Source organism: Microbacterium alcoholitolerans (assembly GCF_050408615.1).
Taxonomy (GTDB): domain Bacteria; phylum Actinomycetota; class Actinomycetes; order Actinomycetales; family Microbacteriaceae; genus Microbacterium.
In genome coordinates this window covers 273,758-292,288 of record NZ_JBNTKD010000001.1, presented here as the reverse complement: position 1 = coordinate 292,288, position 18,531 = coordinate 273,758, and the positions used below count along the sequence as shown (strand labels likewise).

Sequence of the window (18,531 nt, the reverse complement as noted above, 5' to 3'; positions counted from 1 at the left end):
ATCGACGGGATGACTCCTCACCCGCTCGCCACCGACCCCGAGACGCCCGTCGATCCCGGTCTCTGGTCGAATCTCTGGTCGAGATCGCTCGATGTGCTCGGAGTGGTGGGCGGCAAGCTGCTGCAGGTCGCGATCATCATCGCGGTCTGCGTCGTGGTGTCGTTCCTGCTGCGCCTCGTCATCCGTCGCGTCGTCCAGCGCATCGTCAACAACGCCAAGAGCAGGGCCGACGTCGCCGACACAGTAGCGCTCGAGCGCTCTCCGCTGGCCGACATGCGCCTCGTGCAGCGCACCCGCACCCTCGGCACGATCCTGCAGAACATCGTCAACGTGACGCTCGTCATCGTCGCGCTGATTCTCATCGTCACCGCGATCGATCCCGGGATCCTCGGCTCGCTGACGCTCATCACCGCGGCCGTCGGCGCCGGCCTGGGCTTCGGTGCGCAGAACATCGTCAAGGACGTGCTGAACGGCATGTTCATCGTCGCCGAAGACCAGATCGGCATCGGCGACGTGGTCGATCTGGGGCTGGCATCCGGCGTCGTCGAGTACGTCAGCGTGCGCATCACGCAGGTGCGCGACGTCAACGGCACCCTCTGGTACGTCCGCAACGGCGAAGTCACCCGCATCGGCAACATGTCACAGGGGTGGGCGCGTGCCATCGTCGACCTCGGCGTCGCCCCCGACGCCGATCTCGAGCTCGTCGAGAAGACCATGCTCAGCACAGCGCAGGATCTCGCGAAGGATGCGAAGTGGCGCACCCGCATCATCCAGATGCCGGAGGTGTGGGGTCTCGAGTCGATCGACGGCGATGCGCTGGTCGTGCGAGTGGTGATGAAGACCCGCGCCAACGCCAGGGATGACGTCTCGCAGGAGCTGCGGCGCCGGCTGAGGGCCGCACTGCTCGAGAAGGACGTGCTGATCCCCCGCATGCAGGCCGTGACCGTCACCGGCATGGACGGCGGGCGGCGCGTGCGCGGCGCCAACCCGCCGATAACCCGGCCCAACGCGGTCACGGGCGTGCCCCCGGTCGCCGACCGGGGCGTCTGGCGGCGCAAGAAGTCGGGCGATGAGGAAGGCGATCAGAAGTGACGTTCTACGACGAGGTCGGCGGCCACGACACCTTCGAGCGGATCGTGCACGTGTTCTACCGCGAGGTCGCCCTCGACCCGGTGCTCAAGCCGATGTACCCCGAAGAGGACCTGGGCCCCGCGGCAGACCGCCTGACCATGTTCCTGGAGCAGTACTGGGGCGGCCCGACCACGTACGGCGAGAGGCGCGGGCATCCGCGACTGCGCATGCGTCATGTCGCCTTCCACGTCGATCCGGATGCCCGTGATCGGTGGCTTCGGCACATGCGGACGGCCCTGGACGAGGTGAAATTGTCGCCTCTGCACGAAGCGACGCTCTGGGACTACCTCGAGCGCGCCGCATATGCCATGGTGAACACGTTCGAGCCCTCCGGCATCGGCCGGGGTCCGGGCGGTCGCCCCACGCTCGAGCACCGAATCGCACCGGAGTCGACGGAGACCGAATGATGACCACCCCCAGTTCCCCCGCCACGGACGTGCTCGTGATCGGTTGGGGGCTGGCCGGGCTCGTCGCATCCGCAGAAGCGCTCGCAGCAGGTCGTCACGTGACGATCGTCGACCAGCAGCCTCGCACCGACCTCGGCGGGCAGGCGTGGTGGTCGTTCGGGGGGCTGTTCCTCATCGACTCCCCAGAGCAGCGTCGGATGGGCATCCGCGACTCGCTCGAGCTGGCGACGCAGGACTGGTTCGGAAACGCCGGCTTCGACCGGCCGGAGGACGAGTGGCCCCGGCGCTGGGCCGAGGCGTATCTGCAGTTCGCGTCGGGTGAGAAGCGCGAGTGGCTGCGTGAGCGCGGCGTCGGATTCTTCCCCGTGGTCGGCTGGGCCGAGCGCGGCGGCAGCGGAGCGATCGGGCCCGGCAACTCGGTGCCGCGCTTCCACATCGTCTGGGGCACGGGCCCCGGGATCGTCGCGCCCTTCGCCGCCGCCGTCGAGGCCGGCGAGGCGGAGGGGCGGGTCACCATCCTGCCGCGGCACCGGGTGAGCGAGCTGCTCGTCGAGGACGGCGCGGTCGTCGGCGCACGAGGAGAGGTGCTGACGGACAGCCCCGCGCCGAGGGGCGTCCCGTCACCTCACGAGCAGGTCGGCGAGTTCTTGATCCGAGCGGATGCCACGATCGTCGCCTCCGGCGGCATCGGCGGCAACCATGACCTCGTCCGCGCCGCCTGGCCGGAGCGCCTCGGCACTCCCCCGACCCACATGCTCACCGGCGTCCCGGCGTACGTGGACGGCTCCATGCAGGCGGTCTCTGCCTCGGCAGGGGCGAACCTGATCAATGAGGACCGGATGTGGCACTACGTCGAGGGGATCGAGAACTGGGATCCCGTCTGGCCGGACCACGGGATCCGAATCCTGCCCGGTCCGTCATCGCTCTGGCTGGATGCGACGGGGGCACGTCTGCCCGTGCCGTTGTATCCGGGCTTCGACACGCTGGGCACCCTGGCGCACTTGCGCAGGACAGGCCACGACCACTCGTGGTTCGTCACCTCGCTGAAGATCATCGAGAAGGAGTTCGCACTCTCCGGCAGCGAGCAGAACCCCGACCTGACCGGCAAGGACGTGCAGCTGCTGCTGCGCTCCCGCCTCGCGAAGGGACCCACCGGCCCCGTGCAGGCCTTCCTGGAAGAGGGCTCCGACTTCATCGTCGAGAACGATCTCGAGACCCTGCTGACGCAGATGCGCGCGATGCCCGGCGGCGAGCTGCTGGACGTGAACCGGGTGCGGCAGGAGGTGTTGGCGCGCGATCGCGAGATCGACAACGACTTCACCAAGGATGCCCAGATCGCCATGCTGCGCTCGATGCGCAGCTATCGCGGCGACAAGCTGATCCGCACCGCCGCGCCGCATCGGCTGCAGGATCCGTCGGCGGGACCAATGGTCGCCGTGAAGCTCCACGTGCTCACGCGCAAGTCGCTCGGCGGCATCCAGACCGACCTCGACGGACGCGCCCTCGACGCCGCCGGGTCGCCGATCCCGGGCCTGTACGCGGTCGGCGAGGCGAGTGGCTTCGGCGGCGGCGGCGTACACGGCTATCGCGCACTGGAGGGCACGTTCCTCGGCGGATGCCTGTTCTCCGGTCGCCAGGCAGGCCGCTCCGCGGCCCGCTGACCGTCGCCTGCGCTCACGCCGGTTCCCGGAGCTGCTATCGGGCCCCTGTGCCTGTCGAAGAGCCTGTTCCTGTCGAAGAGCCCGTGCCTGCCGAAGAGCCTGTGCCGCGCACAGCGGTCAGCCCGGTCACCGCGGGCCCGCGGCTGAGCACGTGTCCGCGCGCGAAGGCCAGCCGCGTCCAGCGACCGGACGCGGTGACGCGGACCTGTTCCGCACCGGCGATGAAGCCGAACGCGTGCGCCGCGAACGCGACCCCACGGGGCAGGCCGAGCAGCGATTCGTCCGGTTCCCCCCAGATCCGCGCGCGCAGAGAGCGGACGGCCTCCTCGCCCGCGCCCGCCGGGCTGCCGTGCGCGACCGCCGAGATGCCCCACTGCGCCCGCGCGGCGATGATCTGCGCCGACAGTTCGCCAATCAGCTCCCAGCCATCGCGCGGCGGTGACACGCCTGCCCACGCCGGCGCGCGACCGGTGTCCGGCAGAGTGAGCTCCGCGGGCTCGGTGCCGGGCGAGAGCTCGTCGACGACGATGTCGCACCGCAGCTGGGGATCGGCGTGCACGATCCGCATCGCCAGCACCGTGGGCGTGTGATCGAAGAGTCCCTGCGGAGCGAGTGCGGCGGCGGTCAGCACCAGCATGCCGCCGGCTCCCTGCAGGCGCACGCCGTCGGCGGACGCCGTCGCGGCGCGTCCTGCGAAAGTCAGCACGTCGCGGGCGGTCTGGGCATCGGAGAGAACGAGAGGTCTGGTCACTCCTTCTAAACTAGCCTCATGACCGTCGACGACAACGCCCGCCGATCCGTCGACATGCTCCTCTCGGTGCTGGATCTCAGTTCCACCGAGGCGCGCACCACGGAGGACATCTTCACAGGGGTGTCCCATCCGATGCCGACCGGTCGCATCTACGGTGGCCAGGTGCTCGCGCAGTCGCTGGTCGCCGCCGAGCGGACCCTTCCCGAGGAGCGCGTGGTGCACTCGATGCACGGCTACTTCCTCCGCCCGGGCGACGCGAGCAACGGACTGACGTTCTCGGTCGATCGCATCCACGACGGGCGATCCTTCTCCACCCGGCGCTGCCAGGCCTTCCAGGGCGGTGTGCCGATCTTCTCCATGATCGCCTCATTCCAGGACGAGGACCCCGGCATCGAGCACGCCGCGCCGTTCCCCGATGACGTCCCGGATCCCGAGGATGTCGCCTCCGACATGGAGTACATCGATGCCGTGCACCCGATGACGGGCCGCATGCTCGCCGACCGACCGGCAGACATCCGGCACATCGACGGACCGCTGATGCTCGAGGCCGGTGGCGAGCTCGTCGCTCATCAGGCGGTGTGGATGCGGCTTCGCGCGCCGCTGCCGGATGCTCCGGGTCTGCACAGGGCGGCGCTCGCCTACCTCAGCGACATGACTATCCAGGAGTCGATCCTGCGCCGTCACGGCATGAGCTGGTCGACACCGGGTCTGAAGGTCGCCAGTCTCGATCATGGGATGTGGTGGCATCGCTTCGGTCGCGCCGATGAGTGGATGCTCTACGTGCAGGAGTCCCCGAACGCCCGCGGCGGGCGCGGCCTGGCCACGGGTCGCGTCTACAGTCGCGACGGCGACCTGCTGGCGAGCGTCGCGCAGGAGATCATGATCCGGGTGCCGGACGCTGGCTGAACGCGGCTGCTGGGGGGGAGTCAGCGGTGCTGGTACTGGATCGGATCCCCCAGATAGGGCTCCCACGCCGCGCGCATCTCGGGTGCGATGCGCACCGGTCGGCCGGTGACGGCATCGACCAGAACGATCACGGCCGTCGAGCGCGCGTACAGCATCCGCTGCTCGCTGTCGGGGTGGTTGTACACCTCGTAGCAGACATGGATGCTGGAGCCGCCGAGCTTCCCGAACCACATCTCCACGTCCAGGGGACGTCGCTGATAGGGCACGGGGGCCGCGTACTCGATCTCCTGCCGGGCGATCAGCGTGAGCACGCCCTGGTCGATCCCGGAGGAGAGCACCGCCGTGGACGGTGCGCTCTCCCCCGGTGCAGGCATCCAGAAGGCGCGCACGCGCGCCTCTTCCAGAAGCTTCAGCATCGACGTGTTGTTCACGTGGTTGAACGCGTCGAGGTCGCCCCATCGCAGGTGGATGGGGATGTGCAGTCGCATGGGGTTCGCTTTCTCAGAACGAAAATCGACAGCGGGCCCCACGCCCCCGAGGCTCGGGGCAGCGCGAAGCGATGCCCGGAGTGGGGCGAGGGATCAGTCGCGCGTGAGCTTGCGGTGGGTGGTGCGGTGCGGACGTGCGGCCTCCGGGCCCATCCGCTCGATCTTGTTCGCCTCGTACGCTTCGAAGTTGCCCTCGAACCAGTGCCATTCGGCGGGGTTCTCGTCGGTGCCCTCATAGGCGAGGATGTGCGTGGCGATGCGGTCGAGGAACCACCGGTCGTGCGTGATGACCACGGCGCAGCCGGGGAACTCGAGCAGAGCGTTCTCGAGCGAGCTCAGGGTCTCGACGTCGAGGTCGTTCGTGGGCTCATCGAGCAGCAGGAGGTTGCCGCCCTCCTTGAGCGTCAGAGCGAGGTTGAGGCGGTTGCGCTCACCACCCGAGAGCACGCCGGCCTTCTTCTGCTGGTCCGGGCCCTTGAAGCCGAACTTCGACACGTAAGCGCGCGAGGGGATCTCGATCTTGCCGACGGTGATGAAGTCGAGTCCGTCTGAGACGACCTCCCACAGCGTCTTGTTCGGGTCGATGTTCGCGCGGGACTGGTCCACGTAGCTGATCTTGACCGTCTCGCCGATCTTGAGGTCGCCGCCGTCGAGGGGCTCGAGACCCACGATCGTCTTGAACAGCGTGGTCTTGCCGACGCCGTTCGGGCCGATGACGCCGACGATGCCGTTCGGCGGAAGGCTGAAGCTCAGCCCGTCGATGAGCACGCGGTCGCCGAAGCCCTTCTGCAGGTTCTTGGCCTCGATCACGACGTTGCCGAGACGCGGACCGGCAGGGATCTGGATCTCCTCGAAGTCCAACTTGCGAGTGCGCTCGGCCTCGGCGGCCATCTCCTCGTAGCGGGCCAGACGCGCCTTCGACTTGGTCTGGCGTCCCTTCGCGCTGGAGCGGACCCACTCGAGCTCATCCTTCAGGCGCTTGGCGAGCTTGGCGTCCTTCTTGCCCTGGATGTCGAGGCGCTCGGCCTTCTTTTCCAGATAGGTCGAGTAGTTGCCCTCGTAGCCGATCAGGCGTCCGCGGTCGACCTCGGCGATCCACTCCGCGACGTTGTCGAGGAAGTACCGGTCGTGCGTGATGGCGATGACGGCGCCCTTGTAGTCCTTCAGGTGCTGCTCGAGCCAGAGCACGCTTTCAGCGTCGAGATGGTTGGTGGGCTCGTCCAGCAGCAGCAGGTCGGGCTTCTGCAGCAGCAGCTTCGCCAGGGCGACGCGGCGCTTCTCACCACCGGAGAGCGGACCGATCTCGGCATCTGCCGGCGGGGTGCGCAGCGCGTCCATGGCCTGTTCGAGCTGCGAGTCGAGGTCCCAGCCGTCCGCCGCGTCGATCTCCTCCTGCAGCACGCCCATCTCGGCGAGCAGGGTGTCGAAGTCGGCATCCGGGTCGGCCATCAGCGCGGAAATCTCGTTGAAGCGATCGACCTTCGCCTTGATCGCGACGCCTTCCTGGATGTTCTCGAGCACGGTCTTGGTCTCGTCGAGCTCGGGCTCCTGCATGAGGATGCCGACCGAGAAACCCGGAGTGAGCTTCGCCTCGCCGTTGGAGGGCGTGTCGAGGCCGGCCATGATCTTGAGGATCGTCGACTTGCCGGCGCCGTTCGGGCCGACCATTCCGATCTTCGCGCCGGGGAGGAACGCCATGGTGACGTCGTCGAGGATGAGCTTGTCGCCCACCGCCTTGCGGGCTCGCACCATGGAATAGATGTACTCGGCCACGAAGCAGCACTCCTTTTGTCAGCGGGCACGCGGAACAGGCTCCCGAAGGAGCCGACAGTCAAGCCTACCCGCCTTCCGGTATGGTGACGCCCGTGCCCGGCGGGGGTGTCACCAGTCGATCGGACGGGTGGTCCCGATCAGGCAGCGACCTTCGGCCAGCTGGGGCATGACTGCCGTCGCGGGCTCACCCGTCGACGGACCGACCTGACCTATGAGGCACTCCTGCTCGCCCCAGGCGAGCGAGAACTGCACGCTCTCCGCCGAGTTGCCGACGGTGCTCACGTCCTCGGTGATCTGCATGCGCTCCCGATCGAATCCGGCGGCGGCCAGGGCGTCGATGTACGCCCGACCGGAGGCTCGCTGCTCGGAGGCCCACACCTGCGCGGTCACAGCAGTGAACAGCGGCAGGTTGTCCGCCGCGGTGCCGTCGGGAACGAGCTGCGGCTGCACTGACGAGGGGGTCGGCGCCGGGGTCTGCGCACCCGGGGCCGGTGCACTCGGCGTCCCCGCCGGCGCGGTGATGTCGCTGCAACCGGCCAGCAGCAGCACGCTCAGTGCCGCGGCAAGGGCCAGCGGGCGGGCGGAGCGGCGCCGGGAGACGGCGGCGGATGCGGGAGACCCTCGGAACACGCTCAGAAGTCTAGGCGAGTTCGCGAGGGCCGCCCGTCGGGGAGCACGCTGTCCGGCCGGAGTCCGCAGATTCAGGCGAAGGCTTCCTCCTGCTCCTGGGTGGTGCCCTCACTCGCAGTGGCACCGTCTGCGGTGTCCGTGATGGTCATGCCGCTCGCCGCCCATGCCTCCTCGAGCTGAGGCGGGACCGGGTCGTAGGTCTGCGGCTCATCGTGCGGCCCACTCTGCGACTCCGAAGCCTCGGTGCGCGTGCGCTCGGCGTTCGCGCCCGGCTTGGGACGCCGCACGAACGCACTCGTGCCCTTGTTGAGATCGTGTCCGATGGCGGATGCCACGATGTCGGCGCTGGTGCCCTTGCGTCCCTCGTTCTCCCATTCCTTGATCTTGAGCGACCCGGTCACGATCACGGGATCGCCTCTTCGCAGTGAAGCCTTGCCGTGCTCGGCGAGGTCGCGGAACGCCGATACGGCGTACCAGCTGGTGCCCTCGTCGACCCAGCTGCCCGAGTTCTTGTCGAAGTAGCCACTGGATGAGCCGACGCGGAAGTTCACGACGGGGTCGCCGCTTCGGGTCGTGTTGTACGTCGGATCGTTGCCGATGTTGCCGCTGATCGTCACGAGGTCGTTCGTCAATGCCATGTCCTGCTCCTGTGTCATCCGGGACGACGCCCGGCTGATGACAGCGTGCACCCGGGCATCCGACGTCCCGGGGGCGATTCCCACAGTCGGTGGAGAACTCGTGCAGATCGGAAACTGTGCAGGAAGGTCAGTGCACGAAGAGCAGCAGCGCGGCGACGGCGATGAACAGCAGGCCGAACACCGTGTTCAGCACGCGCTGGCCACGAGGATCGCGCGTGTACCGGCGGAACGGCTTGGCGGCCGCCGCGAAGAAGAACCACATCACGAGCACATCGACGATCATGACGGTGCCGATGAGGATCAGGTACTGCGGGAGCGGATCCTGATCGAGGCGGATGAACTGCGGGACGAAGGCGAGGAAGAAGACGATCGCCTTCGGATTCAGCAGGTTGACCCAGAACCCGCGCCGGAAGATCGACCATGCGTGCTCGCGCGGTCGAGTCCGTCCGGGATCGTCGATGCGCTCCGGCCGCGCGAGGATGAGGCGGATGCCCAGATAGACGAGGTAGACGACGCCGGCGTAGCGGATGATCTCGAACAGGATCGGTGATCGCGCGACGAGCAGTCCGACCCCGGCTGCGACGATCACGACGTGCACGATGAGAGCGGCCTGCTGCCCGAGCACTCCCCAGAAGGAGCGGCGCCAGCCTTGATTGAGTGCATTGCTCATCGTGTTGATCGCTCCCGCACCAGGGGTCAGGCTGATCACCACGCACGCCGCCAGCAGCGACAGCCATACGGTCCACGTCACCTGCACAGTGTAGGGATCGCGGGGCAACGGCGTGGAATCGGATGCAACGTCGGTGCCGCACCGTACCGTGAAGGCATGAGCACCGCGACGCCCCTTCCGACCTGGCTGACCCGTGTGGGCGTCTTCGATCTCGAGACGACCGGAGTCGACGTCACCGCCGACCGCATCGTCACCGCGCACGTCGGCGTGATCGACCGTCACGGACGCGAGATCGCCTCACGGGACTGGCTGGCGGATCCCGGCATCCCGATTCCCGATAGCGCAGCCGCGGTGCACGGCATCAGCACCGCGCACGCGCGCGAACACGGTCGCCCGGCGCGCGAGGTCGTCTCCGAGGTCACCGAAGCTCTGGCGATGCTCTTCGCTCAGGGCCTGCCGATCGTCGCGTACAACGCGTCATACGATTTCTCGCTGCTCGCGCACGAGGCCCGCCGGCATGGGCTGCCCGAGCTGCACGCGCCGCAGCCGGTCATCGACCCGCTTGTCATCGACAAGGCACACGACCGCTACCGTCGCGGAAAGCGCACTCTGTCGGTGGTCGCCGAGCACTACGCGGTCGTGCTGGATGCCGCTCATGAAGCTTCGGCGGACGCCGTGGCCGCCGGGCGAGTCGCCCTCGCACTCGCCCGGCAGTTCGAACTGCCGGAGACGGCGGCCGAGCTGCACACACAGCAGATCGGCTGGGCGCGCCATCAGGCGGCAAGTCTGACCGAGTACTTCATCAAGGTCGGTCGTCTCGACCCCGAGGAGACCCTCGACGGAAGCTGGCCACTGCGCAGCTGAGGGCGAGCTCTTCACCAGCAGAACTCCGCGCCGCGACGCCGACCGACGTCCCGCGGGCAAGACGAAGGCCCCGCCGAGGCGGGGCCTTCGTCTTGAGCGGCTTACTTGGAGGAGCCGCCGAAGCCCTTGAAGCGCTGGTTGAACTTCTCGACGCGACCGGCCGAGTCCATGATGCGCTGCTTGCCCGTGTAGAACGGGTGCGAAGCCGAGGAGATCTCGACGTCGATGACGGGGTACTCCACGCCGTCCAGCTCGATCGTCTTGTCGCTGGTGACCGTCGAACGGGTGAGGAAGGTCTCGCCCGAGCCGAGGTCGCGGAACACGACGGCCTGGTAGTCGGGGTGAATGTCAGTCTTCATGGGGATCCTTACATGGTGCCCTGGATTGTGCCAGGAACGAGGGAAGTCTGTGGTGCGAACGCACCGAGGATCGAGTTTAGCAGATCAGACCGCACGCGCCGCGTAGCGGCCGCCGTCCATGGTGAGCGCGATCGGCATGCCGAACGCCTCGGTCAGAGTCTCTGCCGTGAGAGTCTCGGCGATCGGACCCGACGCGACCACGGCACCGTCGCGCAGCAGCAGCACGTGCGTGAACCCGACCGGGATCTCCTCCACGTGGTGCGTGACCATGACCATGGCGGGCGTCGTCGGCTCGCCGGCATAGCCGCTGAGCAGCTGGAGCAGCTCTTCCCGAGAGCCGAGGTCGAGGCTGGCCGTCGGCTCATCGAGCAGCAGCAGCTCCGGATCGGTCATCACCGCGCGCGCGATCTGCACGCGCTTCTGCTCGCCATCGCTGAGCGTGCCGAACAGCCGCTCTGCGAGATGCTCCAGACGCCAGTCGGCGAGCACACGACGAGCGCGACGCTCGTCGATGCCCTCGTATGCCTCGTTCCAGCGACCCATCACCGAATATGCGGCGGTCATGACGGTGTTCAGGACGGTCTCGTCGCGCGGAATCCGGCGGGCCATCGCCGAGGAGGCGAAGCCGATGCGCGGGCGCAGCTCGAAGACATCCGTGCGCCCCAGCGTCTCATCGAGGATCGACACGCTGCCGGATGTGGGATGCATCAGCGTGTCGGCCAGCTGCAGCAGCGTCGTCTTGCCCGCGCCGTTCGGTCCGAGCACGACCCACCGCTGATCCTCCGAGACCTCCCAGGTCACGTGATCGACGATGTTGCGACCTTCACGGCGCACGACGACATCGGTGAATTCCAGAGCGCTCGACATGTCGGCCAGCCTATCGGCTCAGGAGGTCAGCTCTTCGTACAGCGCGCGCGTGGTGTCTGCGATCGCTCCCCAGCTGAACTGCGTCCGAGCGCGCTCGCGTCCGGCGGCTCCGTACTCGGCGGCGATCGACGGGTCCCCGGTGACCTCGGTGAGGGCGGCGGCGAGATCCGAGACGTAGCGCTCGGGATCGACGGGGGTTCCGGTGCCGTCCTGCAGCTGCTCGATGGGCACCAGACGTCCGGTCACGCCGTCGTCGACGACCTCCGGGATGCCGCCCGTCGCCGTGCCGACGACCGCGGCTCCGCACGCCATCGCCTCGAGGTTCACGATGCCCAGGGGCTCGTAGACGGAGGGGCAGACGAAGGTGGTCGCGGCGGCCAGGATGGCGGAGAGCTCATCGCGCGGCAGCATCCGCTCGATCCAGATCACGCCTTCCCGGCTCTGCTGGAGCAGCCGGACTCCGTCCTGCACCTCGGCCATGATCTCGGGGGTGTCCGGCGCACCGGCGCACAGCACCAGCTGCACCTCTGGCGGCAGCAGCTGCGCCGCGCGAAGCAGATACGGCAGGCCCTTCTGGCGGGTGATCCGGCCCACGAAGACGACGGACGGTCTCGACGGGTCCATGCCGATGCTCGCCAGGAAATCCGGGTTCTCCACCGGCCGCCAGCGCTCCACGTCGATGCCGTTGTGGATCACGCGCACTCGCGCGGGGTCGACCTGCGGATAGCTGCGCAAGATGTCCTGCCGCATGCCGGCGCTCACGGCGACGATCGCCGCGGCGTTCTCGTAGGCGAGCTTCTCGATTCCGCTCGAGACGGCGTACCCGCCGCCGAGCTGCTCAGCCTTCCACGGGCGAAGGGGCTCGAGGCTGTGGGCGGTCAGCACGTGCGGGATGCCGTGCAGCTGCGATGCGAGATGGCCTGCGAAGTTCGCGTACCAGGTGTGACTGTGCACGAGGTCGGCGCCGGCGACGTCTGCGACCATGGCGAGATCGGTGCCGAGCGTCTGCACGGCGGGATTGGCGGCGACGAGTTCGGCCGGAGTCCGGTACGCGTGGGTGCCCGGTTCTGCGCGCTCCGCGCCGAACGCGCGTACCTGAACGTCGATGCTGCGTCTCAGAGCCGACACCAGTTCGGCGACATGCACTCCGGCTCCTCCGTAGATCTCCGGCGGATACTCCTTGGTGACGATGTCGACGCGCATGACTGCACGGTAGTACAACCACCGGTTCGCGCTCTATGGTGGAGCCATGTCGGCACCCAAGAAGGTTTTCGGGATCATCCTCGCCGGCGGCGAGGGCAAGCGACTGATGCCCCTGACGGCGGATCGGGCGAAACCGGCGGTGCCGTTCGGCGGGCAGTACCGACTCATCGACTTCGCCATCTCGAACCTCATAAATTCAGGGCTGCGCCAGCTGGTCGTGCTGACGCAGTACAAGTCGCACAGCCTTGACCGGCACATCTCGCAGACCTGGCGCATGTCGTCGCTGCTGGACTCGTACGTGACGTCCGTTCCCGCGCAGCAGCGGCTCGGCAAGCGGTGGTTCTCCGGCTCTGCCGACGCCATCCTGCAGAGCCTGAATCTCATCAACGATGAGAAGCCCGACATCGTCGTCGTCATCGGTGCGGATCACGTCTACCGGATGGACTTCCAGCAGATGATCGCCGCTCACGTGGCATCCGGGGCATCGGCGACCGTCGCGGGCATCCGCCAGCCGATCGCGCTCGCCTCGCAGTTCGGCGTCATCGACGCCGACGAGCAGACCGGGCGCATCCGCGACTTCCTCGAGAAGCCCTCCGACCCGCAGGGGCTCGCCGACTCCCCAAACGAGGTGCTCGTCTCGATGGGCAACTACGTCTTCGACGCCGATGCCCTGATCGCCGCGGTCGAGGCCGACGGCGAATCTGCCACCTCGGGACACGACATGGGAGGCGACATCGTCCCCTACTTCGTCGAACGGGGTGAAGCCGGCTACTACGACATGAAGCAGAACGACGTGCCGGGATCGTCGCCGCGGGATCGCTCCTACTGGCGCGACGTGGGGACGATCGACTCGTACTTCGACGCGCACATGGATCTCATCTCGACGCTGCCGATCTTCAACCTCTACAACACCGCGTGGCCGATCCGCACGCAGAGTGTGAACATCCCGCCGGCGAAGTTCGTGCGGGATGCCGTCGGGCGCATCGGCAACGCGATCGACTCGGTCGTCGCCGCCGGCTCGGTGCTCTCGGGCACGCATCTGGAGCGCAGCGTCGTCGGCGTCGGCGGGGTCGCCTCGGGCGGATCGACGATCACCGATTCGGTGCTGCTGGACCAGGTGCAGATCGGCCAGGGCGCGCGGGTGCACCGGGCGGTGCTCGACAAGAACGTGATCCTGGATGAGGGCGCGACGGTGGGCGTGGACAGGGAGCGTGATCTGGAGCGCGGCTTCACCGTCACGGACTCCGGCATCACGGTGGTCGGCAAGGGCATTCGCGTCGAGCGCTGACCGGTACGCTCGACGGGTGACTGCCGCGCGCTTCCTCGTCGTCCTCGATGCCGATTCCACCCTCATCCGCAATGAGGTGATCGAGCTGCTCGCCGAAGAGGCGGGGCGCCGTGCGGAGGTGCAGGCGGCGACCGAGGCCGCGATGCGCGGCGAGGTGGACTTCGCCGCGAGCCTGCGTTCGCGGGTGCGTGCGCTCACGGGCGTGCCGACCGCGGCCTTCGCCCGCGTGCAGAGCCGCATCGAGCCGACCCCGGGCGTGCGTGAGTTGACGGATGCCGTGCATCGGCGCGGTGGCGTCGTGGGCGTCGTCTCGGGGGGCTTCCACGAGATCCTCGACGCGATCGCACCGGGACTCGGCGTGGACCGGTGGCGCGCGAACCGGCTCAGCGTCACCGAGGGCGCGCTGTCGGGAACGGTGGATGGAGAGATCGTGGATGCTGCCGCGAAGGCCGCTTCGCTGACCGAGTGGGCAGCAGAGCTCGGTGTCGCCCCGCACGCCACGATCGCCATCGGCGACGGCGCGAACGATCTGCAGATGATGGCGGCCGCCGGGCTCGGCATCGCGTTCAACGCGAAGCCCGCAGTGCGGGCGGCAGCCGCGGTCGTCATCGGGCCGCAGGACCTCTCCGAAGTCATCGCGCTGCTGCCCTGATGACGCGCGAGCCGGCTCGGGTCCGCTGACGAGCGACGGATCGGCCTGGTGGATGTCGGATGCCCTGATTATCGTCGGGACATGGACATCATCCTCATCCCCGGTCTCTGGCTCGATGCGTCCACGTGGGACGCGGTGCTTCCCCGCCTGCAGGCGGCGGGTCATCGAACGCACGCGCTGACCATGCCAGGCGTGGGAGAGCCAGCATCCGACATCGGGATGGCGGAGTGGATCGATCACGTCGTCGCGCAGGTGGATGCCGTCGACGGTCCCGTCGTGCTTGTCGGGCACTCAGGTGGAGGCAACGTCGCCTGGGGCGCCGCCGACGCGCGGCCGGACCGCATCGCGCGCGTGGTCTTCGTCGACACCGTGCCGCCGGCGCCCGGACACGGCATCAGCGATTTCACGGTGGTGGACGGCGTCGTGCCGTTCCCCGGGTGGGACTTCTTCCCGGAAGAGGATGTCTGGGACCTCGATGATGCGATGCGCGAGCGCACCGCACCGCTGACGAAGTCGGTGCCGGCCCGAGTGCCGAGCGAGCCGATCGCACTCGGCGACGATCGTCGCTTCGACGTGCCGGTCACACTGCTGATGGGTGGCTACGATCGCGCGGAGCTGGACGCCGAGATGGCCAAGTGGGGTGAGTACGGCGCTGAGTACTTCGCCATCAGGGATGTCACCGTGGCGCGCATCGGCAGCGCGCACTGGCCGCAGTTCACGGCACCGGACCGGCTGGCCGATCTGCTCGTCGCCGCTGTGGAGCCGTGAGCGCGCGGCTCAGTGCCCCATGCCGAGTCCGCCGTCGACCGGGATGACGGCGCCGGAGATGTAGGCGGCGTCGTCGCCGGCGAGCCAGACGATGGCCGCAGCCACCTCGTCGGGGGTCGCGAACCGCCCCGCAGGGATGCTGGCCTTGTACTGCTTCTGCGTCTCCTCGGGCAGCTCGGCCGTCATGTCGGTCTCGATGAAGCCGGGGGCGACGACGTTCGCGGTGATGCCGCGGCCGCCGAGCTCGCGCGTGAGCGAGCGGGCGAAGCCGACGAGGGCGCTCTTGGAGGCGGAGTAGTTCACCTGGCCGGCCGAGCCGTACAGGCCCACCACGCTGGAGATGAGGATGACGCGCCCGAAGCGGGCTCGCAGCATGCCCTTGGAGGCGCGCTTGACGACGCGGAAGGATCCGCCGAGATTCGTGGCGACGACGCTGTCGAAATCGTCCTCGCTCATGCGCATGAGAAGGGTGTCCTTGGTGATGCCGGCGTTGGCGACGACGACCTCCACGGGGCCGAGCTTCTGCTCCACCTCGGTGAAGGCCGCATCGATCGCCGCGGCATCCGTCACATCGGCTCGTACGGTGAGAGTGCCCTCGGGTCCCTCCCCGCTGCGGGCGGTCACCGCCACGCGGTACCCGTCGCGGACGAAGCGTTCGGCGATAGCGCGGCCGATGCCGCGGTTGCCGCCGGTGACGAGGACGACGCGATCAGCGCTCATGTTTCGGGCTCCTGACTCGGGGAACGGACGCAGGCCATCCTACCGACGGCGCCCCGCGGTGCGTCCGGCAGCGCGCATTTGACATGTCTTCATCGCGACTGGGAACCTTCAGGGAAGGACGCAGAGGGGACCAGCGTGAGCGACCACTACCATCCCGACTCGCACCGGCCGGGAGACGATGTCGTGCCGCCGCGGTACGCGCCGCCGCCGCTGGAGGCCTATGGCCAGCAGCCGACGCCCTACGGGCAGCAGCCATACGGGCAGCAGCCATACGGGCAGCAGCCATACGGGCAGCAGCCGCCCGCGCTTTACGGGCAGCACCAGGCCCCGTACTCGCACAGCTATCCCGTGCCGCAATACACCGTGCCGCAGTACACCGTGCCGCAGTACACCGTGTCGCGCCCCACGAGCGGACTCGCCGTCGCCGCGATGATCTGCGGCATCGTCGGCGTGTTGGTCAGCCCGTTCATCGTCGTGTTCTTCATCCCGGTGGTGCTGCCCATCGCTGCCGTCGTGCTCGGCCACATCGCCCGTTCGCAGCTCAAGAGCAGACCTGAGGTGGGTGGCGCGGGCATGGCGCTGACCGGCCTCATCCTCGGTTACATCCCGATCGTCATCAGCGTTCTGGGACTGATCCTGGTGATCTTCGGCTTCGCCCTGTTCGGTGGTCTGCTGATGACGCCGGGAATGATGAGCTGAGCCGCCGAAGGCGGCAGCCGTCACCGCCACCGCGGCGTAGGCTGGAAGCACCGTGAAGCGCTCCGCCCATGCCCCCGCAGTCACCTCCCTGCCGCAATCTCCGCAGGATGAGGCGACGCATCGTGTGCGCCGGTACGCGCTCACGATGGGCATCCGCACGGTGTGCTTCCTGGCCATCGCCCTCGTCCAGCCGTTCGGCTGGTGGACCTGGGTGTTCGCGGCGGGGGCCATCTTCCTGCCGTACATCGCCGTCGTCTACGCCAACGCCGGCTCTGACAGCACCGCATCGACCGTCGAGTCGCCGGAGCTTCAGCTCGAAGCTCCCGCACCGACGCGGGCCGCACCGCAGAGCGATCACGATGTGTTCACCATCCGCGAGCGCACTGCCGCTGAGCCGGTCGTTCAGCCCGAGGGCGATACTGCGACCGACGATGATGAGCCGAGGGACGATGCGCGATGACGGCGGAGTTCGAATGCGCGCGTGCCGAGTGCCGGGCCGCGGCGACGCATCACATCGTGTGGCGCAATCCGCGCATCCACGGCCCTGAACGGCGCAAGATCTGGCTGGCGTGCGATGACCACGTCCGTTTCCTCAGCGAGTATCTGAGGGCCAGGGACTTTCCGGTCGAGGTCAACGAAGGGCTGCCCGAGTGAAGCAACGTCTGCTGCGCTGGGGCGCCTATGTGCTCGTCGCGATCGCGTTCGCCATCGGATGCGTCTTCCTGTCCCAGTGGCAGTTCGATCGCAACGAGTCGCGCGCCACGCAGATCGCGCTGGTCGAGCGCAACTACGATGCGGAGCCGAGGCCGGTCAGTGACGTCATCGACGCAGACGGCGAGCTGAACCCCGACGACGAGTGGAGACCGGTCGAGCTGCGCGGTGAGTACCTGGCAGACGCCCAGCTTCTCGCGCGCAACCGCCCGCACGGCGGAACGAGCGCGTTCGAGGTGCTGGTTCCGTTCCGGGATGCGAGCGGGCTGGTGCTGCTCGTGGATCGAGGGTGGGTGCCGCCGGGCGAAGGTCCGCTGCCCGACTTCGTTCCCGCTCCCCCGGCCGGCGAGACGACGGTGATCGTCCGGCTGCGGCCGGGCGAGCGGCTGCCTGCATCCGGCCGCACGGCTCCGGAGGGACAGGTGCCGACCATCCACCTGCCGACGGTCGCGGAGCTGACCGACACGGGAATCGTGACGGGAGCCTACGGTCAGATGGTGTCCGAGGATCCTGCACCAGATGCGCGTCCGAGCGGCTTCAGCGCACCGACCGAGGATCCGGGTCCTCATCTGTCGTACGCGATCCAGTGGATCCTGTTCGCCATCATGGGGTTCGCCTTCCTCGGGTATGTCATCCGCATCGAGATCACGAAGGCACGCGAGGACGCCGGCGAGATCCCGAAGCAGGAGCCGCGCCGCCGTCGCGACCGGGACGCCGACGACGAGGACGCGCTGCTCGACTCGGTGCCGCGGTGAGCGCCCGCCGCTCTCTTGTGCATGCACTCGCAGACGCCGATCTCGGCCTGCGTCGCGGGGTGGTCGATCTGGCACCGGCGTCGGATGCCTGGGCGCGGGCATTCACGCATGTGCACGGAGTGCTCCGGGCGACAGCACCGGCGTCCGTCACGGCGATCGAGCACATCGGCTCCACGGCCGTGCCCGGCCTCGACGCCAAGCCGATCATGGACATCGGCATCGGGGTGCGACCGGGCACGCGCCTTGCATCCCTCGACGACTGGCTGACCGGTCTCGGCATGCTGCTGCGCGGGGATGCCACGGATGTCCGCCCCGACCGCATGTACGGTTACGAGCTGCAGCCGATGATCCGGCTCGTGAACGTCCATGTGCTGGAGCATGATTCCCAGGCGTGGCGCGACTACCTGAGGTTCCGCGATCACCTCCGCTCCCGCTCTGAGGACCGCGACGAGTACGGCATCCTCAAGCAGTCCCTCGCCGCCCAGCATCCCGATGACCGCCTCGCCTATATCGACGGGAAAGCCGACTTCATCATCGCTCGCCGAGGCGACGCGCGGTGAGTTCTGCGTCGCTCACTCGGCAGTGAGTTC

General features: G+C 68.3%; 23 protein-coding genes. 13 read left to right on the top strand and 10 right to left on the bottom strand.

The features are described from left to right. The first annotated feature begins 9 nt into the window (after positions 1 to 9). The 3 genes from ACQUSX_RS01445 to ACQUSX_RS01435 are packed head-to-tail and all read left to right on the top strand — an operon-like array spanning position 10 to position 3,199. Positions 10 to 1,092 (top strand): mechanosensitive ion channel family protein, encoded by a 1,083-nt coding sequence (locus ACQUSX_RS01445; RefSeq protein ID WP_428905201.1) that lies wholly within the window; start codon positions 10 to 12, stop codon positions 1,090 to 1,092. Continuing rightward, on the top strand, positions 1,089 to 1,538 hold the full coding sequence (locus ACQUSX_RS01440; protein ID WP_428905200.1) for a globin: 450 nt from the start codon (positions 1,089 to 1,091) through the stop codon (positions 1,536 to 1,538). Before ACQUSX_RS01445 ends, ACQUSX_RS01440 begins: the two co-directional genes overlap by 4 nt. Next, on the top strand, positions 1,535 to 3,199 hold the full coding sequence (locus ACQUSX_RS01435; protein ID WP_428905199.1) for an FAD-binding dehydrogenase: 1,665 nt from the start codon (positions 1,535 to 1,537) through the stop codon (positions 3,197 to 3,199). The genes ACQUSX_RS01440 and ACQUSX_RS01435 overlap by 4 nt, the downstream gene beginning before the upstream one ends. 34 nt (positions 3,200 to 3,233) lie before the next feature. Here the strand turns inward: ACQUSX_RS01435 and ACQUSX_RS01430 are convergent, their stop codons facing one another. After that, positions 3,234 to 3,950, bottom strand: coding sequence for a DUF8185 domain-containing protein (locus ACQUSX_RS01430; RefSeq protein ID WP_428905198.1), 717 nt, complete (start codon positions 3,948 to 3,950; stop codon positions 3,234 to 3,236). A gap of 18 nt (positions 3,951 to 3,968) precedes the next feature. On the opposite strand from ACQUSX_RS01430, the gene ACQUSX_RS01425 reads away from it, so the two are divergent. Further along, positions 3,969 to 4,856 carry an acyl-CoA thioesterase gene (locus tag ACQUSX_RS01425; protein WP_428905197.1) on the top strand — a complete coding sequence of 296 codons (888 nt, stop codon included), beginning with the start codon at positions 3,969 to 3,971 and terminating at the stop codon, positions 4,854 to 4,856. Between the two features lie 20 nt (positions 4,857 to 4,876). Here ACQUSX_RS01425 and ACQUSX_RS01420 read toward each other — a convergent pair whose 3' ends face one another. The 5 genes from ACQUSX_RS01420 to ACQUSX_RS01400 form a co-directional block, all read right to left on the bottom strand. After that, on the bottom strand, positions 4,877 to 5,344 hold the full coding sequence (locus ACQUSX_RS01420; protein ID WP_428905196.1) for an acyl-CoA thioesterase: 468 nt from the start codon (positions 5,342 to 5,344) through the stop codon (positions 4,877 to 4,879). Between the two features lie 93 nt (positions 5,345 to 5,437). Beyond that, entirely contained in the window at positions 5,438 to 7,117 is a 1,680-nt protein-coding gene (gene ettA / locus ACQUSX_RS01415; protein WP_428905195.1) for an energy-dependent translational throttle protein EttA, read from the bottom strand. Between the two features lie 108 nt (positions 7,118 to 7,225). After that, positions 7,226 to 7,747 (bottom strand): DUF6993 domain-containing protein, encoded by a 522-nt coding sequence (locus tag ACQUSX_RS01410; protein WP_428905194.1) that lies wholly within the window; start codon positions 7,745 to 7,747, stop codon positions 7,226 to 7,228. A gap of 71 nt (positions 7,748 to 7,818) precedes the next feature. After that, a complete protein-coding gene (locus tag ACQUSX_RS01405) occupies positions 7,819 to 8,385 on the bottom strand; it encodes a single-stranded DNA-binding protein (RefSeq protein WP_428905193.1) in 567 nt (188 codons plus the stop codon). Positions 8,386 to 8,512: 127 nt separating this feature from the next. Next, positions 8,513 to 9,136 (bottom strand): LysE family translocator, encoded by a 624-nt coding sequence (locus ACQUSX_RS01400; RefSeq protein ID WP_428905192.1) that lies wholly within the window; start codon positions 9,134 to 9,136, stop codon positions 8,513 to 8,515. Between the two features lie 75 nt (positions 9,137 to 9,211). Between ACQUSX_RS01400 and ACQUSX_RS01395 the strand changes: the two genes are divergently transcribed. Further along, entirely contained in the window at positions 9,212 to 9,919 is a 708-nt protein-coding gene (locus ACQUSX_RS01395; protein WP_428905191.1) for a 3'-5' exonuclease, read from the top strand. A 101-nt stretch (positions 9,920 to 10,020) separates the two neighbouring features. Here ACQUSX_RS01395 and ACQUSX_RS01390 read toward each other — a convergent pair whose 3' ends face one another. The 3 genes from ACQUSX_RS01390 to glgA all read right to left on the bottom strand — a co-directional run bounded on the left by ACQUSX_RS01390 (position 10,021) and on the right by glgA (position 12,348). Then, positions 10,021 to 10,278: a type B 50S ribosomal protein L31 gene (locus ACQUSX_RS01390; RefSeq protein WP_047520045.1), complete on the bottom strand. Its 258-nt coding sequence runs from the start codon at positions 10,276 to 10,278 to the stop codon at positions 10,021 to 10,023. 84 nt (positions 10,279 to 10,362) lie between these two features. Then, positions 10,363 to 11,145 carry an ABC transporter ATP-binding protein gene (locus tag ACQUSX_RS01385; protein WP_428905190.1) on the bottom strand — a complete coding sequence of 261 codons (783 nt, stop codon included), beginning with the start codon at positions 11,143 to 11,145 and terminating at the stop codon, positions 10,363 to 10,365. 18 nt (positions 11,146 to 11,163) lie between these two features. Then, a complete protein-coding gene (glgA, locus tag ACQUSX_RS01380; RefSeq protein WP_428905189.1) occupies positions 11,164 to 12,348 on the bottom strand; it encodes a glycogen synthase in 1,185 nt (394 codons plus the stop codon). 46 nt (positions 12,349 to 12,394) lie between these two features. On the opposite strand from glgA, the gene glgC reads away from it, so the two are divergent. From glgC to ACQUSX_RS01365, 3 genes are all read left to right on the top strand, one after another. Further along, positions 12,395 to 13,636, top strand: a complete 1,242-nt coding sequence (glgC, locus tag ACQUSX_RS01375) for a glucose-1-phosphate adenylyltransferase (RefSeq protein WP_428905188.1) — start codon at positions 12,395 to 12,397, stop codon at positions 13,634 to 13,636. A 16-nt stretch (positions 13,637 to 13,652) separates the two neighbouring features. After that, positions 13,653 to 14,288: a phosphoserine phosphatase SerB gene (gene serB / locus ACQUSX_RS01370; protein ID WP_428905187.1), complete on the top strand. Its 636-nt coding sequence runs from the start codon at positions 13,653 to 13,655 to the stop codon at positions 14,286 to 14,288. Between the two features lie 81 nt (positions 14,289 to 14,369). After that, entirely contained in the window at positions 14,370 to 15,056 is a 687-nt protein-coding gene (locus ACQUSX_RS01365) for an alpha/beta fold hydrolase (protein ID WP_428905186.1), read from the top strand. A 9-nt stretch (positions 15,057 to 15,065) separates the two neighbouring features. On the opposite strand, the gene ACQUSX_RS01360 is transcribed toward ACQUSX_RS01365, so the two are convergent. Continuing rightward, positions 15,066 to 15,776: a beta-ketoacyl-ACP reductase gene (locus ACQUSX_RS01360; protein ID WP_428905185.1), complete on the bottom strand. Its 711-nt coding sequence runs from the start codon at positions 15,774 to 15,776 to the stop codon at positions 15,066 to 15,068. Between the two features lie 135 nt (positions 15,777 to 15,911). Between ACQUSX_RS01360 and ACQUSX_RS01355 the strand changes: the two genes are divergently transcribed. The 5 genes from ACQUSX_RS01355 to ACQUSX_RS01335 are packed head-to-tail and all read left to right on the top strand — an operon-like array spanning position 15,912 to position 18,501. Continuing rightward, positions 15,912 to 16,475, top strand: coding sequence for a DUF4190 domain-containing protein (locus ACQUSX_RS01355; protein ID WP_428905184.1), 564 nt, complete (start codon positions 15,912 to 15,914; stop codon positions 16,473 to 16,475). A gap of 52 nt (positions 16,476 to 16,527) precedes the next feature. Beyond that, positions 16,528 to 16,935, top strand: a complete 408-nt coding sequence (locus ACQUSX_RS01350; RefSeq protein WP_428905183.1) for a DUF3099 domain-containing protein — start codon at positions 16,528 to 16,530, stop codon at positions 16,933 to 16,935. Beyond that, the gene (locus tag ACQUSX_RS01345; protein WP_428905182.1) at positions 16,932 to 17,129 is read left to right on the top strand and encodes a hypothetical protein; all 198 of its coding nucleotides are present in this window, start codon (positions 16,932 to 16,934) and stop codon (positions 17,127 to 17,129) included. The genes ACQUSX_RS01350 and ACQUSX_RS01345 overlap by 4 nt, the downstream gene beginning before the upstream one ends. Then, on the top strand, positions 17,126 to 17,941 hold the full coding sequence (locus ACQUSX_RS01340) for an SURF1 family cytochrome oxidase biogenesis protein (RefSeq protein WP_428905181.1): 816 nt from the start codon (positions 17,126 to 17,128) through the stop codon (positions 17,939 to 17,941). The genes ACQUSX_RS01345 and ACQUSX_RS01340 overlap by 4 nt, the downstream gene beginning before the upstream one ends. Continuing rightward, positions 17,938 to 18,501: a GrpB family protein gene (locus ACQUSX_RS01335; protein WP_428905180.1), complete on the top strand. Its 564-nt coding sequence runs from the start codon at positions 17,938 to 17,940 to the stop codon at positions 18,499 to 18,501. Before ACQUSX_RS01340 ends, ACQUSX_RS01335 begins: the two co-directional genes overlap by 4 nt. The last annotated feature ends 30 nt before the right edge of the window (positions 18,502 to 18,531 follow it).

Excerpts from the sequence above, each read along its gene's own strand:
- ACQUSX_RS01345 (WP_428905182.1), top strand. The coding sequence starts at position 16,932 with ATGACGGCGGAGTTCGAATGCGCGCGTGCCGAGTGCCGGGCCGCGGCG.
- ACQUSX_RS01405 (WP_428905193.1), bottom strand. The coding sequence starts at position 8,385 with ATGGCATTGACGAACGACCTCGTGACGATCAGCGGCAACATCGGCAAC.
- ACQUSX_RS01365 (WP_428905186.1), top strand. The coding sequence starts at position 14,370 with ATGGACATCATCCTCATCCCCGGTCTCTGGCTCGATGCGTCCACGTGG.
- ACQUSX_RS01360 (WP_428905185.1), bottom strand. The coding sequence starts at position 15,776 with ATGAGCGCTGATCGCGTCGTCCTCGTCACCGGCGGCAACCGCGGCATC.
- ACQUSX_RS01420 (WP_428905196.1), bottom strand. The coding sequence starts at position 5,344 with ATGCGACTGCACATCCCCATCCACCTGCGATGGGGCGACCTCGACGCG.
- ACQUSX_RS01445 (WP_428905201.1), top strand. The coding sequence starts at position 10 with ATGACTCCTCACCCGCTCGCCACCGACCCCGAGACGCCCGTCGATCCC.
- ACQUSX_RS01385 (WP_428905190.1), bottom strand. The coding sequence starts at position 11,145 with ATGTCGAGCGCTCTGGAATTCACCGATGTCGTCGTGCGCCGTGAAGGT.
- glgA (WP_428905189.1), bottom strand. The coding sequence starts at position 12,348 with ATGCGCGTCGACATCGTCACCAAGGAGTATCCGCCGGAGATCTACGGA.
- glgC (WP_428905188.1), top strand. The coding sequence starts at position 12,395 with ATGTCGGCACCCAAGAAGGTTTTCGGGATCATCCTCGCCGGCGGCGAG.
- ACQUSX_RS01395 (WP_428905191.1), top strand. The coding sequence starts at position 9,212 with ATGAGCACCGCGACGCCCCTTCCGACCTGGCTGACCCGTGTGGGCGTC.
- ACQUSX_RS01435 (WP_428905199.1), top strand. The coding sequence starts at position 1,535 with ATGATGACCACCCCCAGTTCCCCCGCCACGGACGTGCTCGTGATCGGT.
- ACQUSX_RS01425 (WP_428905197.1), top strand. The coding sequence starts at position 3,969 with ATGACCGTCGACGACAACGCCCGCCGATCCGTCGACATGCTCCTCTCG.
- ACQUSX_RS01390 (WP_047520045.1), bottom strand. The coding sequence starts at position 10,278 with ATGAAGACTGACATTCACCCCGACTACCAGGCCGTCGTGTTCCGCGAC.